This window comes from Sphingomonas sp. 3P27F8 (genome assembly GCF_005502745.1).
GTDB lineage: Bacteria > Pseudomonadota > Alphaproteobacteria > Sphingomonadales > Sphingomonadaceae > Sphingomonas.
In genome coordinates this window covers 157113-170625 of the sequence record NZ_SCNL01000007.1, presented here as the reverse complement: position 1 = coordinate 170625, position 13513 = coordinate 157113, and the positions used below count along the sequence as shown (strand labels likewise).

Annotated in this window: 14 protein-coding genes; 13 read left to right on the top strand and 1 reads right to left on the bottom strand. The window is 65.6% G+C overall.

Annotated elements, in window-relative coordinates:
- Positions 1 to 105: 105 nt before the first annotated feature.
- The 5 genes from FFS35_RS10430 (at position 106) to rpoN (ending at position 4326) form a co-directional block, all read left to right on the top strand.
- A complete protein-coding gene (locus FFS35_RS10430; protein ID WP_137787023.1) occupies positions 106 to 726 on the top strand; it encodes a ribonuclease H-like domain-containing protein in 621 nt (206 codons plus the stop codon).
- A complete protein-coding gene (lptC, locus tag FFS35_RS10425) occupies positions 719 to 1357 on the top strand; it encodes an LPS export ABC transporter periplasmic protein LptC (RefSeq protein ID WP_137787022.1) in 639 nt (212 codons plus the stop codon). Before FFS35_RS10430 ends, lptC begins: the two co-directional genes overlap by 8 nt.
- A gap of 7 nt (positions 1358 to 1364) precedes the next feature.
- Positions 1365 to 1925: an LptA/OstA family protein gene (locus FFS35_RS10420; RefSeq protein WP_137787021.1), complete on the top strand. Its 561-nt coding sequence runs from the start codon at positions 1365 to 1367 to the stop codon at positions 1923 to 1925.
- A 116-nt stretch (positions 1926 to 2041) separates the two neighbouring features.
- On the top strand, positions 2042 to 2818 hold the full coding sequence (lptB, locus tag FFS35_RS10415) for an LPS export ABC transporter ATP-binding protein (RefSeq protein WP_137787020.1): 777 nt from the start codon (positions 2042 to 2044) through the stop codon (positions 2816 to 2818).
- 29 nt (positions 2819 to 2847) lie between these two features.
- Positions 2848 to 4326, top strand: a complete 1479-nt coding sequence (gene rpoN, locus FFS35_RS10410) for an RNA polymerase factor sigma-54 (protein ID WP_137787019.1) — start codon at positions 2848 to 2850, stop codon at positions 4324 to 4326.
- Positions 4327 to 4329: 3 nt separating this feature from the next.
- On the opposite strand, the gene FFS35_RS10405 is transcribed toward rpoN, so the two are convergent.
- Positions 4330 to 5193 carry a LysR family transcriptional regulator gene (locus FFS35_RS10405; RefSeq protein ID WP_137787018.1) on the bottom strand — a complete coding sequence of 288 codons (864 nt, stop codon included), beginning with the start codon at positions 5191 to 5193 and terminating at the stop codon, positions 4330 to 4332.
- Positions 5194 to 5310: 117 nt separating this feature from the next.
- On the opposite strand from FFS35_RS10405, the gene FFS35_RS10400 reads away from it, so the two are divergent.
- The 8 genes from FFS35_RS10400 to FFS35_RS10365 all read left to right on the top strand — a co-directional run bounded on the left by FFS35_RS10400 (position 5311) and on the right by FFS35_RS10365 (position 13384).
- A complete protein-coding gene (locus FFS35_RS10400) occupies positions 5311 to 6807 on the top strand; it encodes a CoA-acylating methylmalonate-semialdehyde dehydrogenase (protein WP_137787017.1) in 1497 nt (498 codons plus the stop codon).
- 34 nt (positions 6808 to 6841) lie between these two features.
- Positions 6842 to 7303, top strand: a complete 462-nt coding sequence (locus FFS35_RS10395) for a hypothetical protein (protein ID WP_137787016.1) — start codon at positions 6842 to 6844, stop codon at positions 7301 to 7303.
- Between the two features lie 8 nt (positions 7304 to 7311).
- On the top strand, positions 7312 to 8457 hold the full coding sequence (locus tag FFS35_RS10390) for an acyl-CoA dehydrogenase family protein (protein WP_137787015.1): 1146 nt from the start codon (positions 7312 to 7314) through the stop codon (positions 8455 to 8457).
- Entirely contained in the window at positions 8454 to 9488 is a 1035-nt protein-coding gene (locus FFS35_RS10385; RefSeq protein ID WP_137787014.1) for an enoyl-CoA hydratase/isomerase family protein, read from the top strand. Before FFS35_RS10390 ends, FFS35_RS10385 begins: the two co-directional genes overlap by 4 nt.
- 25 nt (positions 9489 to 9513) lie before the next feature.
- On the top strand, positions 9514 to 10296 hold the full coding sequence (locus FFS35_RS10380) for an enoyl-CoA hydratase-related protein (RefSeq protein WP_137787013.1): 783 nt from the start codon (positions 9514 to 9516) through the stop codon (positions 10294 to 10296).
- A 45-nt stretch (positions 10297 to 10341) separates the two neighbouring features.
- Positions 10342 to 11226: a 3-hydroxyisobutyrate dehydrogenase gene (mmsB, locus tag FFS35_RS10375; protein ID WP_137787012.1), complete on the top strand. Its 885-nt coding sequence runs from the start codon at positions 10342 to 10344 to the stop codon at positions 11224 to 11226.
- Entirely contained in the window at positions 11223 to 11690 is a 468-nt protein-coding gene (locus tag FFS35_RS10370) for a GreA/GreB family elongation factor (RefSeq protein ID WP_137787011.1), read from the top strand. The genes mmsB and FFS35_RS10370 overlap by 4 nt, the downstream gene beginning before the upstream one ends.
- A gap of 80 nt (positions 11691 to 11770) precedes the next feature.
- A complete protein-coding gene (locus FFS35_RS10365; RefSeq protein WP_137787010.1) occupies positions 11771 to 13384 on the top strand; it encodes an MFS transporter in 1614 nt (537 codons plus the stop codon).
- The last annotated feature ends 129 nt before the right edge of the window (positions 13385 to 13513 follow it).

Below are 13513 nucleotides of genomic sequence, written 5' to 3'. Positions count from 1 at the left end.
AACCCAAACCTCTCCCGCCGATTCGCGGTATTTCACCGCATCACTTTCGCCCGCACGACTTCGGGGGCCATTGAGCGACGCCCTCCGCATCGCTAGGGCAGCATGATGACCGTTCATTTCCACGAGGAAGATCTGCCGGGCGACGTGTTCGCGCCGGGCGCGGCGATCGCCGTCGATACCGAGACGATGGGGCTTATCACGTCGCGTGATCGCCTGTGCCTCGTCCAGCTCTCGGATGGGGCCGGTGACGAGCACCTCGTGCGATTCGCGCCGGCCTCCGATTATGCCGCGCCGAACCTGCGCGCGGTGCTGGGCGATCCGGAGCGGCTGAAGCTTTATCATTTCGCCCGTTTCGATGTCGCCGCGATCAGGCACTATCTCGGCGTCGTCGCGGCGCCCGTATATTGCACGAAGATCGCCTCGCGGCTGGTCCGCACCTATACCGATCGGCACGGATTGAAGGAACTGGTGCGCGAACTGCTGGGACAGGACATCTCAAAGCAGCAGCAATCATCGGACTGGGGCAGCCCGGAATTGTCGGAAGCGCAGAAAGACTATGCCGCATCCGACGTGCGCTTTCTCCACCGGCTGAAGGAAGAATTTGACCGGCGGCTGGCGCGCGAGGGACGCGCCGCGCTGGCACAGGCCTGCTTCGATTTCCTGCCGCATCGCGCCGAACTTGATCTGGCGGGCTGGCCGGAAATCGATATTTTCGCCCATGCCTGATTCAGCAGCCCAGGCGCTCGACGCGCGCCAGCGGTGGGCGCGGCCTGGCGGCCCGCACGATCGCGTCGTCGCCGCCGCCAATTGGGCGCTGCCGGTGCTGATCGGCGTTCTCAGCGCCTTTCTGGTAATGGCGCCGCTGACGACGGGCGGCGATGTCTCCTTCGTGCTCGACAAGAACAAGGTGGAGGTTGCGCGGGAACGAATGAAGATCCAGGCGGCGCGGTATCGCGGGGCTGACGGCAAGGGCCAGCCCTTCGAGCTGACCGCCGGTTCGGCGATCCAGAAAAGCTCGGCCGAGCCCATCGTCCAGCTTCAGCAGCTGGCCGCCAACATCCGGCTGAACGACGGCCCCGCCTCCCTGGTCGCGGATCGCGGGCGCTACAACATGGATAACGAACAGGTGCAGGTCGACGGGCCGATTTCGTTCCGCGCGCCCGACGGCTATACGCTCGACACGCAAGACGCGCTGGTCGATCTCAAGACGCGCCGAATGCAATCGGGCAAGGCCGTGACGGGCACCGTACGCCAGGGCACGTTCAGCGCCGACAAGCTCGATGCCGATCTGGATTCCCATACCGTGACGCTCATCGGCAACGCGCGCTTGCACATCTCGCCGAGACGAACGAAATAGCGCCGTGATGAACCGCCCAGCCCTGCTCCTGCTGCTCGTCGCCGGAACGGCGCATGCGCAGACGCGTCATGATTCCACCGCACCGATCGATTTCGGGGCCAATCAGATCCAGTTGCAGGACAAGGCGAATCGCGCGGTGCTGACGGGCAACGTGGCGGTGAAGCAGGCGGAGATGACGCTGAACGCCCAGCGCATGACCGTCGCCTATACCGGTCAGGTCGTCGACGGAAATCCCCAGGTCTCTCGGCTCGATGCCGCGGGCGGCGTCGTCGTCAGGCGGCCGAACCAGGTGGCGAAGAGCCAATATGCGGTCTACGATCTCAACCGCAGGATCATCACGATGATCGGCGGCGTCTCGCTTGAACAGGGCGGGTCGAATACCGTGAATGGCGGAAGATTGACGCTCAACCTCGATACCGGGCGAGCGGTGATCGACGGCTCCGCCGCGCGCGCGGCCAATGGCCCCGTCAGCGGCGGCACCGTAACCTCGGCTCCGTCGGGTCGGGTATCGGGGACGTTTTCCGTGCCGAAGCGCGCGAACGGCGCGTCGACCGACAGCAAGAACTGACGGCGCGGGGGCTTTCATAATTGCGCCGGCTCGGGCAAAAGAGCCATGCATGAATCCTGCCAACTGCGCGCGCATCGGGCGGGCGGCATCCACGAAGCTGCGAGATCGGCGCGAATATGAATGACGTGACGAGCATGGACACGATCGAGCCGATCGCCGAACCGTTCGTAGCCAGCGGGCTGCAAGTGGTGTCGATCGCCAAAAGCTACGACAAGCGCGTCGTGCTGAGCGACGTCTCCGTCTCGGTCGGGCGCGGCGAAGTGATCGGGCTGCTCGGTCCCAACGGCGCCGGCAAGACGACCTGCTTCTATTCGGTGATGGGGCTGGTGAAGCCGGATGCCGGGCGTATCATGCTCGACGGGCAGGATATCACCGGGCTGCCGATGTATCGCCGCGCGATTCTCGGCCTCGGGTATCTCCCGCAGGAAACCTCGATCTTTCGCGGTCTGACGATCGAGAAGAATATTCTCGCGGTGCTCGAGCTCAACGTTCGCGATCCGGCGCTGCGTCAGCAACGGCTCGATCAGCTTCTGGACGAGTTCGGCCTCACCCGTTTGCGCGCCGCGCCAGCGATGGCCCTGTCCGGCGGTGAGCGGCGGCGCGCGGAAATCGCGCGGGCGCTGGCCGCCGACCCCAAGATCATGTTGCTCGACGAGCCGTTCGCCGGCATCGACCCCATCTCGATCGCGGACATCCGCGATCTGGTGAAGGATCTGAAGCGCCGCGATATCGGCGTGCTCATCACCGACCACAATGTGCGCGAGACGCTCGATATCGTCGACCGCGCCTATATCATCTATGATGGCCGGGTGCTGTTCACCGGCTCCCCGGAAGAACTGGTGGCCGACGCGAATGTCCGCCGCCTCTATCTGGGTGAGGGATTCTCCTTGTGACGCGCCGGGCCGATATCGCGGAATAGCTGATGTCGCTCGCCCCGCGCCTCGATCTGCGACAATCCCAGTCGCTGGTGATGACGCCGCAACTTCAGCAGGCGATCAAGCTGCTGGCGCTGTCCAACCTCGAGATCGAGGGTGTCATCGCCGAGGAACTGGAGAAGAACCCGCTCCTTGAGGCAACCAGCCCCTCCTCGGACGACGCCCCGATCGCTGAGCGCGAGCCGGTCGACGCGCCGCGCGACGAACCGGCCGGCGCGGACGAACTGGTGATCGCCGGGGAAGCGGCTGGCGAAACCCTGGACGTGGATATCGCCGCCGAGCGCTTCGACGATGGCGCGAGCGATTCGATCGGGCTTGGCGGGGCAGGCCCGGGCAGCATCGCGAGCGAGGACGGCCCCGACCTCGACGCCTTCGCCCAAAATCCCCCCAGCCTTGCTGATCATCTCGGCAATCAGGCCGGAAACGTCCTGTCCGGGGCGCAACTCACGATCGCGCAACATCTGATCGACCTGATCGACGAGGCGGGATATCTCACCGCCAACCTGCTCGATATCGCGACGCGGCTTGGCGTGCCGCTCGCGATGATCGAGGATGTGCTGGCGGTGATCCAGACGTTCGATCCCACCGGCGTGGGCGCGCGCGATCTCGCCGAATGTATCGCGCTGCAGGCCAGGGAGGCGGATCGATACGACCCCTGCATGGCGCGACTGATCGATCACCTCGATCTGCTCGCGCGGGGCGAGATCGCGCGGCTGAAGCGCATCTGCCAGGTGGATGACGAGGACATGGCGGACATGATCCGCGAACTGCGCGGCTATGATCCGAAGCCCGGCTGCCGATACGGCGGGGACCCGGCGCCTGCGGTGGTGCCCGATCTCTTTGTCGCCCGCACGCACGCCGGCTGGGTGATAGAATTGAACAACGCGACGCTGCCGCGCGTGCTGATAAACCGTCGATACTATAGCGAGCTGGCCGCCGGCCCACAGAACAAGGCATCGAAGGCGTGGCTGAGCGATTGCCTCGCCAGCGCCAACTGGCTGGTGAAGGCGCTCGATCAGCGCCAGCGCACGATCATCCGCGTCGCGACCGAAATCGTGAAGCAGCAGGAAGCGTTTTTCCTGAAAGGCGTCGCGCATCTGCGCCCACTCACGCTGCGACAGATCGCCGATGCGATCGAGATGCATGAATCGACTGTCAGCCGCGTGACCGGCAACAAATATCTGAGCTGCGCGCGCGGGCAGTTCGAGCTGAAATATTTCTTCACGTCCGGCATCGCTGCGGCGGACGGCGGCGATGCCGTGTCCGCGGAAGCGGTGAAGGCGGCGATCCGCGGCTTGATCCAAGGCGAGGGCGCGAAGATCCTGTCCGACGATACGCTGGTCGAACTGCTCAACGCCAAGGGCTTCGACATCGCGCGCCGCACCGTTGCGAAATATCGGGAAGCGCTGGGCATCGGCAGCTCGGTGCAGCGCCGCCGGCAGAAAGCCCTGGAGGGCGCCGGCTGACCGTCACCCGCGCTCCACCGTTTCGCGCAGCCATGCCACCACCGCCTGAATACGCGGTGTCGCCAGCCCGTCGGCATGGGTGACGAGCCAGAACGCGCGTATAAGCTCCAGCGGCGGAAGCTCCGGAACGAGCCGCGGATCACGCGCGGCGATGAAATCCGGCAGAATGCCGATCGCCGCTCCTGACGCCACTGTCGCGTGCTGCACATTGATGCTGGTGCTGCGCAGCCGCGCGACAAGGCCGTCGTGCAGCTCCGAAAGATAATCCAGCTCGGGCGCGTGAAGATGTTCCGGCACATAGCTCGCCAGCACGTGGCGTTCGAGCGCGGCGGCGGTATCCGGCATCCCGGCTGTCGCCAGATAGCCGGGCGTCGCATAGAGCCGGAGGCGATATTCGACCAGCCGGACCGCGGTAAGCTGCCGGTTGCGCGGCCGCGCGAGCATCACCGCGATATCCGCCTCGCGCTTTGACGGGTCGAGCAGGCCCGATGCGGTGATGAGATCGAGCCGGATGCGCGGATTGGCCGACGCGAAGCGCGGCATCGCCGGGGCGAGCACATGGGTCGCCAGGCCCTCCGCCACGCTCAGCCGCACATGGCCTGCCACCCCCTTTGCCACCTTTCCCTCGGTCGCCGCGGATATTGCCGCATCGATCGTCTCGGCATGCGGGAGCAAAGTCTGCCCGCTTTCCGACAGTCGTCGTTCGCCCGCGACTGTCTCGAAAAGCGGCGCACCGACGGCTTCTTCCAGCCGCGCCAGCCGCCGCGCGACGGTGGTGGCGTCAACGCCGAGCGCCCGCGCGGCAGGCGCGATGCGCCCGGCGTGCGCCACCGCAAGGAACATGCGCAGATCATCCCAATTCCGCATCAGCTCGCCCTTTCCGTGCAAAAACGCAGCTCACCCCGGCAAATTAAACGGGTTGAGCGCATAATTGCCGTGCGTCTACAAGCCGGCGCAACAACGAATCCCCTGGAGAGGCTTCCCATGCGCGTCATCGATCATCTCATCGCCGGCCATTCCGGCGGCGGCGCTGGCCGCACCGCCGACGTGTTCGATCCGAACACCGGCAAGGTGCAGGCCCGGGTCACGCTGGGTACCCAGGCCGATCTCGATCGTGCGGTGGCGGCGGCGCAGGCGGCGCAGCCCGCATGGGCGGCCACGAATCCGCAGCGCCGCGCACGCGTCATGTTCCGCTTCAAGGAACTGGTCGAGGCGAACATGCAGAGCCTCGCCGAACTTCTCGCGTCCGAGCATGGCAAGGTCGTCGCCGACGCGAAGGGCGATATCCAGCGGGGGCTGGAAGTGGTGGAGTTCGCCTGCGGCATCCCGCATGTCCTGAAGGGGGAATATACCCAGGGTGCGGGGCCGGGGATCGACGTCTATTCGATGCGCCAGCCGCTTGGCATCGGAGTCGGCATCACGCCGTTCAACTTCCCGGCGATGATCCCGCTGTGGATGGGCGCGGTGGCGACCGCGTGCGGCAACGCCTTCATCCTGAAGCCGTCCGAACGCGACCCGTCTGTGCCGGTGCGCCTGGCCGAGCTGTTCCGCGAGGCGGGGATACCGGAGGGTATCTTCCAGGTCGTCCATGGCGACAAGGAAATGGTCGACGCGATCCTCGATCATCCGGCGATCGCGGCCGTGAGCTTCGTCGGCTCCTCGGATATCGCCCACTACGTCTATCGGCGCGGCGTGGATGCGGGGAAGCGCGTGCAGGCGATGGGCGGCGCGAAGAATCACGGCATCGTGATGCCGGATGCTGACCTGGATCAGGTGGTCGCGGATCTTTCCGGCGCTGCCTTCGGCTCGGCGGGCGAACGCTGCATGGCGCTTCCGGTGGTGGTGCCCGTAGGCGACAAGACGGCCGACGCGCTGCGCGAAAAGCTGATCCCCGCGATCGACGCGCTGCGCGTCGGCGTCTCTACCGATGCCGAGGCGCATTACGGCCCGGTCGTGACGGCACAGCACCGCGAGCGGATCGAGAACTGGATCCAGACCGGCGTCGATGAGGGCGCCGAGCTGGTGGTCGATGGGCGCGGCTTCAAGTTGCAGGGGCATGAGGAGGGCTTCTTCATCGGCCCGACGCTGTTCGATCATGTCACGCCGCAAATGTCCGCCTACAGGGAGGAGATCTTCGGCCCGGTGCTCCAGATCGTCCGCGCGCCCGATTTCGAGACGGCGGTGCGCCTGCCGAGCGAGCATCAATACGGCAATGGCGTCGCGATCTTCACGCGCAATGGTCATGCCGCGCGCGAATTTGCGGCACGCGTGAATGTCGGGATGGTCGGCATCAACGTGCCGATCCCGGTGCCCGTCGCCTACCATAGCTTCGGCGGCTGGAAGCGCTCGGCGTTCGGCGACACCAACCAGCACGGCATGGAAGGCGTCAAGTTCTGGACCAAGGTGAAGACGGTGACGCAGCGGTGGCCCGACGGATCGACAGACGAGGGCAACGCGTTCGTCATTCCGACGATGGGGTGACAAGCCAACCCTGCCGACGCCGGGAGAACGACCGATGAAACGCGCCATTGCCCTTATGATTCTTGTTGCGCTCGGCGCGTGCAAGGCGCCCGTTGCGGAGCAACGCAGCGCCGCGCCCGATCCGGGCATCGCGAACGACGCCGCGACCGCTTCCGGGGCGTTGCCAACGCAGGCGCCAAGCCCCATCCCGGACAAGCGGATACCCGTGTCCTTCCAGGGGCGCTGGGGCCTCGTGCCCGCGGATTGCACCACCACCAACGGCGACGAAAAGGGGCTGATGACGGTGACTGCCGACCGTCTCAGCTTCTACGAATCGCGCGCGACCATCACGAAGCTGGTGGCCGTTTCTCCGACCGTGCTGGACGCCACGCTCGCTTTCTCGGGCGAGGGACAGACGTGGGAGGAGAAAACGCCGCTGACGCTGTCGGAGAACGGCACGGTGCTGAGCCGTGTCGCTGACGGACAGACCTTGCGCTACACCCGTTGTGCGGCTTGAGAGGAAAGATGACCAACCAGTTCGACCTCACCGACGACCAGCGCGAAATCCAGGAGCTCGCGCGCCGCTTCACCGCCGACCGGATCACCCCGTTCGCGGCGGAGTGGGACGAGAAGCATCATTATCCCGTCGATGTTTGGAAGGCGGCCGGCGAACTCGGCTTTGGCGCGATCTACGTCGCGGAGGAATCGGGCGGTATCGGGCTGGGCCGGCTGGAAGCGGCCCTCATCATGGAGGCGATGGCCTATGGCTGTCCCGCGACGAGCGCCTTCATCTCGATCCACAATATGGCGACGTGGATGATCGATCGCTTCGGGGATCAGGCGCTCCGGGATCGCTTCCTGCCCGATCTTGTCGGCATGAACAGGATCGCCAGCTATTGCCTGACCGAGCCGGGCTCCGGCTCGGACGCCGCCGCGCTCAAGACAAGCGCGCGGCGCGACGGCGATCATTACGTGCTCAACGGCACGAAGCAGTTCATTTCCGGCGCGGGCTATAACGACATCTATGTCTGCATGGTACGCACCGGCGACGAGAAGTCGAAAGGCATTTCCTGCCTCGTGATCGAGAAGGATACGCCGGGCCTGTCGTTTGGCGCGCCGGAGAAGAAACTCGGGTGGAACGCCTCGCCGACAGCGCAGGTGATCTTCGAGGATTGCCGCGTGCCGGTGGAGAACCGCGTCGGCGCGGAAGGCGACGGTTTTCGTTTTGCGATGGCCGGGCTTGACGGCGGCCGGCTCAACATCGGCGCGTGCTCGCTGGGCGGGGCGCAGCGCTGCCTCGACGAATCGGTGAACTACGCCAAGGAACGCCAGCAGTTCGGCCAGCCGATCGCCGATTTCCAGAATACGCAATTCACGCTCGCGGACATGGCGACCGATCTGGAGGCCGCTCGCGCGCTGCTGTATCTTGCCGCGGCGAAAGTGAACGCCAACGCTCCCGACAAGTCGCGCTTCTCGGCAATGGCCAAGCGGCTGGCGACGGACAGCGGATCGAGCATCGTCGATCGCGCGCTCCAGCTCCACGGCGGCTATGGCTATCTGCGCGATTATCCGATCGAGCGCTTCTGGCGCGATCTTCGCGTGCATTCGATCCTTGAGGGCACCAATCAGGTCATGCGGATGATCGTCGGGCGGGAGTTGACGCGGCAATGACCGGCGATCTCATTGTCGAAACCGACGGCGGCGCAGGGCGTATCCGCCTGAACCGCCCCAAAGCGATCCATGCGCTCAACACCGCGATGTGCCAGGGCGTGCTGGACGCGCTTGAAACCTGGCGTGCCGACGATGCGATCCGCGTCGTCACGATCGATCATGCCGAAGGCAGAGGTTTCTGCGCAGGCGGCGATATTCGGATGCTTGCCGAGAGCGGCGCGAAAGACGGGGCGGAGGCGCGCCACTTCTTCCACACCGAATATCGCATGAACCACCGGCTGTTCACTTACGCGAAGGACACGGTCGCGTTCATGGACGGGATCACGATGGGCGGCGGTGTCGGCATCTCGCAGCCGTGCCGCTATCGCGTCGCGACCGAGAACACGCGGCTCGCCATGCCGGAGACGGGCATCGGGCTGTTCCCCGATGTCGGCGGCGGCTGGTATCTCTCGCGACTGCCGGGACGGATCGGGCAGTATCTGGCGCTGACGGGGCACCGCCTGGATGGCGCGGAATGTTTCGCACTTGGCCTCGCCACCCATTATCTGCCGGCCGATAAGCTGCCGGAGGCAAAGGTGCGGATCGGCGAAGGGACGAAAGCGGCGCTCGATTCGCTCGCCGTGCCAGCGCCTGATGCCGCGATAGTCGCGCGCCGGGGCAAGATCGACCATCTGTTCGCCGCCGACCGGCTGGAGGATATCTTCGCCGCGCTCGCCGCCGACGACAGCGATTTCGCGCGCGAGACGCTGGCGACGCTCAAGACCAAATCGCCGCAGACGATGAAGGTCAGCCTCAAGCTGTTGCTCGACGGCAAGGCGATGCCGACGTTCGAGGACGAGATGCGGCAGGAATATGCGGTCGGCAGCCGCGTCGTGCAGCGCCACGATTTCCTCGAAGGCGTCCGCGCGGTGATCGTCGACAAGGATAATGCGCCGAAATGGAATCCACCCACGCCGGAGGAGGTGAGCGATCATCTGATCGATCAGATTTTCGCGCCACTGCCGGATGGAGAGGCGTGGACGCCGGCCTGAACCGACCCGATCAGTGGAGAGAATGATGCCTGATTACGCCAATATCCTGGTCGAGCAGCGCGACGCCGTCACGCTTGTGACGCTCAATCGGCCGCAATCGCTGAACGCGCTCAATTCAGATGTGCTGGCCGATCTCGCCGCCGCTTTCGGCGCCTATGACAGGGATGACAGCCAGCGTTGCCTGGTCCTCACCGGTGCGGGGGAGAAGGCCTTCGCCGCCGGCGCGGACATCAAGCAGATGGCGGATATGGCGGCGGCCGATTTCTTTCTCCAGGATTTTTTCGCCGGCTGGCAGACAGGCGTGGTCGCCACCCGCAAGCCGTGGATCGCGGCGGTCAACGGTTTTGCGCTGGGCGGCGGATGCGAGCTGGCGATGATGGCCGATTTCATCATCGCCGCCGACACCGCGAAGTTCGGCCAGCCCGAGATCAAGCTTGGCGTCGCGCCCGGCATGGGTGGATCGCAGCGGCTGACGCGCGCGATCGGCAAGGCGAAGTCGATGGAAATGTGCCTCACCGGGCGAATGATGGATGCGGCCGAGGCGGAGCGCTCGGGCCTGGTCGCCCGCGTCGTGCCGCTTGCCGATCTGGTCGCGGACGCGCTGAAGACGGCCGCGACGATCGCGTCCATGCCGCCGATGGCCGCGATGGTGAACAAGGAAATGATCAACATGGCGTTCGAGACCAATCTTGCGCAGGGCATTCTGACGGAGCGCCGCCTGTTCCAGATCCTCACCGCGACAGAGGACAAGGCCGAGGGGATGGCCGCCTTCATCGAGAAACGCGCGGGCGTGTGGAAGGGCCGGTAACCTCCCGCCGATCCGGGCTACGACGACACAAGAGAGGATGTGAAGATGGCGCGCGTTGGTTTCATCGGGCTGGGCAACATGGGCGGCGGGATGGCCGCGAACCTAGCGCAGAAGGGGCACGACGTCCGCGCCTTCGACCTTTCCACCGAGGCGCTGGACAAGGCAAAGGCGGCGGGCTGCCTGCCGGTCGGGTCCGCGCGTGAGGCAGCCGAGGGCGCGGAAGCGGTTATCACGATGCTGCCCGCCGGCCGGCATGTCGAGCAGGTGTACGCCGATAGCGTCCTCGATGTCGCGTCGCCCGTCGCGATCCTGATCGATTGCTCGACGATCGACGTCGCCACCGCCAAGCGCGTCGCCGAAATGGCGGCGGCCAAGGGAGTGACCGCGGTCGATGCGCCGGTATCGGGCGGGATCGCCGCCGCGAACGCCGGTACGCTCACCTTCATGGTCGGCGGATCGAGGGAGGCATTCGATCGCGCCCAGCCCTTCCTCGCCGATATGGGCAAGGCGGTGATTCACGCCGGCGTGGGCGGCGCCGGGCAGGCGGCGAAGATCTGCAACAACATGATCCTCGGCGCGGAAATGATCGCGACATGCGAGGCGTTCGTGCTGGCACGCAAGCTTGGGCTGGCACCACAGGCGTTCTTCGATATCGCCAGTGTCTCGTCGGGGCAGAGCTGGTCGATGACCAGCTATTGCCCGGTTCCCGGCGTGGGCCCCGAAACCCCGGCCGATCGCGATTATCAGGGCGGTTTCGCCGCCGCGCTGATGCTCAAGGATTTGCGGCTGGCGATGGAGGCGGCCGCAAGCGTCGATGCGCAGGTGCCGATGGGAACGCGCGCGCGCGAACTTTACGAAGCCTATGCCGGCGCCGGCAACGGGGAGCGCGATTTCTCCGGCATCATCAGGATGCTGGACGCGGCGCCATGAGCGTCGCGTTCCGCCGCGAGAGCGACGAGGAGCACAAGGAACCGCGCTTCGAGCTGCCGCTCCCGTCCGGTGCCAATATCGTCACGCCGCGCGGACGGGCGCTGATCGACGAGCGGATCGCACGACTGGAGGCCGAGCAGTGCACCGCCGACGAGGCGCGCCGTACGGAGATCGCGCGCGAACTGCGCTACTGGCAAACGCGGCGTGTCACCGCGATCCTGGCGCCATCGCCGCCGGCTGACGAAATTGCGTTCGGCAGCCGCGTGCGCTTCACGCTCAACGGACATACGCGGACGATCGAGATCGTCGGAGACGACGAGGCCGATCCGGCGGCGGGCAAGCTCGCCTTTTCAGCGCCGCTCGCACGCGCGCTTATCGGTGCCGGGGAAGGCGATGTTTTGCCCTTCGCCGGCCAGGCGGAGGCGATCACCATCCTCTCGCTGGAGCCAGCGTTCACACGCTGACGCTGGAGACTTGCCGCGCGCTTCGACCGCGTTACAGCTAGCTGCCGGGCCGCCGGCCCGAATGGGGGAGCAGGGCCAGGATGGCGAATATCGCGGATCAGGAGAGTGCCTGGCACGATCACGACGCGGATCCTTCGGCGGCGGACATCCGGCTCGTCATCTCGGCATCGGCGCTAGGCACCGTGTTCGAATGGTATGATTTCTTCATCTACGGCACGCTCGCGGCATCCGGGATCATCGGCCGCACCTTCTTTCCCGCCGGAAACGAGACGTTGCAGACGCTGCTCGCCTGGGCCGGCTTCGCGGTAGGCTTCGGTTTCCGCCCGATCGGCGCGGTGTTGTTCGGCTATCTCGGTGACCGGCTGGGGCGCAAATATACCTTTCTGGTGACCATCACCCTGATGGGCGTCGCCACCGCCGGCGTCGGCCTCGTCCCATCCTACCAGGATATCGGGATGGCGGCGCCGATCCTCGTGCTGCTGCTCCGTATCGCGCAGGGGCTGGCGCTGGGCGGCGAATATGGCGGTGCGGCCGTGTATGTCGCGGAACATTCCCCACCCGGCAAATCCGGCTTCTACACCAGCTTCATCCAGGCCGGCGTGATCGGCGGCTTCATTCTCAGCATCGCGGCGATCCTGTTCTTCAAGGCGACGCTGGCCGGCGCGTGGGAGAGCTGGGGCTGGCGCGCGCCATTCCTGTTCTCCGTGGTGCTGCTCGCGATTTCCTTGTGGATGCGGCTGAAACTTTCAGAGAGCCCGGTTTTCAAGGCGATGCGCGCTGCGGGAGAGCGGGCGAAGAATCCGCTGGTGGAAAGCTTCACCTATCCCGGCAACCTCAAGCGGATGCTGGTCGCGCTGTTCGGCATCGCTGCCGGGCTGACGGTGATCTGGTACACGGCGATGTTCTCGGTCCTCTCCTTCCTTCAGACGACGATGCGGCTGGACGAGACGATGGCGCAGCTCATCACCGGCGCGGGCGCGCTGATGGGCGTCGGCTGGTTCGTGCTGTTCGGCTGGCTGTCCGATCTCGTCGGGCGCAAGAAGCCGATCGTGATCGGCTACATCATGACGCTGATCCTGCTGTTTCCGATCTTTCAGGTGATGGGCGCTGCGGCCAATCCCGGGCTGGCGCGCGCGGCGGAGCGGGCGCCCGTGGTAGTGTCCGGTCCGCATTGCGCTTATTCCCCCTTCGCCTCGAAGCAGGCGGACGATTGCGCACGGCTTCTGGAATATTTCTCGAAGAAGGGCGTCGCCTATACCCAGCAGAAGACGCCTGTGACCAGCGTTTCCATCGGGGGCGAGCCAGTCGCGGATCATACGCCAGCCGGGCTGGACAAGGCGCTGGCGGATGCCGGATATGACCTGAAGCGGGTGACGCCCGGCGCACGCAACATCGCGCTGATCCTGATCGCGATCCTCGCCATCACCGCGCTTTCCGGGATCACCTACGGCCCGGTCGCGGCACTGCTGTCAGAGATGTTTCCACCCGCGATCCGCTACAGCTCGCTATCGATCCCATATCATCTCGGCACGGGTTATTTCGGCGGATTCCTGCCGTTCATCAGCCAATATATCGTCGCGCGCACCGGCAACCCGTTTGCCGGGCTTTGGTATACCTGGATCATCACATTGATCGCGCTGATCGTCACGGTTCTGTGGCTCAAGGAAGATCGCCACGGCCATATCGTGACCTAGCCGATGATCCACGCCATGGCGCGCGCCCGCTGGCCGGTGGCATTGAACCAATCACCCTGCCGCCCGTCGCTTGATGCCGTTGCGCTCGTCCACAACTGCCGTCTGCTCGATCGGATGAGCGGCGCGGCG

Coding starts and splice junctions, on each gene's coding strand:
- FFS35_RS10420 (WP_137787021.1), top strand. CDS start 1,365: ATGAACCGCCCAGCCCTGCTCCTGCTGCTCGTCGCCGGAACGGCGCAT.
- rpoN (WP_137787019.1), top strand. CDS start 2,848: ATGTCGCTCGCCCCGCGCCTCGATCTGCGACAATCCCAGTCGCTGGTG.
- FFS35_RS10385 (WP_137787014.1), top strand. CDS start 8,454: ATGACCGGCGATCTCATTGTCGAAACCGACGGCGGCGCAGGGCGTATC.
- lptB (WP_137787020.1), top strand. CDS start 2,042: ATGAATGACGTGACGAGCATGGACACGATCGAGCCGATCGCCGAACCG.
- FFS35_RS10365 (WP_137787010.1), top strand. CDS start 11,771: ATGGCGAATATCGCGGATCAGGAGAGTGCCTGGCACGATCACGACGCG.
- lptC (WP_137787022.1), top strand. CDS start 719: ATGCCTGATTCAGCAGCCCAGGCGCTCGACGCGCGCCAGCGGTGGGCG.
- FFS35_RS10380 (WP_137787013.1), top strand. CDS start 9,514: ATGCCTGATTACGCCAATATCCTGGTCGAGCAGCGCGACGCCGTCACG.
- FFS35_RS10370 (WP_137787011.1), top strand. CDS start 11,223: ATGAGCGTCGCGTTCCGCCGCGAGAGCGACGAGGAGCACAAGGAACCG.
- FFS35_RS10430 (WP_137787023.1), top strand. CDS start 106: ATGACCGTTCATTTCCACGAGGAAGATCTGCCGGGCGACGTGTTCGCG.
- FFS35_RS10395 (WP_137787016.1), top strand. CDS start 6,842: ATGAAACGCGCCATTGCCCTTATGATTCTTGTTGCGCTCGGCGCGTGC.
- FFS35_RS10390 (WP_137787015.1), top strand. CDS start 7,312: ATGACCAACCAGTTCGACCTCACCGACGACCAGCGCGAAATCCAGGAG.
- FFS35_RS10400 (WP_137787017.1), top strand. CDS start 5,311: ATGCGCGTCATCGATCATCTCATCGCCGGCCATTCCGGCGGCGGCGCT.
- mmsB (WP_137787012.1), top strand. CDS start 10,342: ATGGCGCGCGTTGGTTTCATCGGGCTGGGCAACATGGGCGGCGGGATG.
- FFS35_RS10405 (WP_137787018.1), bottom strand. CDS start 5,193: ATGCGGAATTGGGATGATCTGCGCATGTTCCTTGCGGTGGCGCACGCC.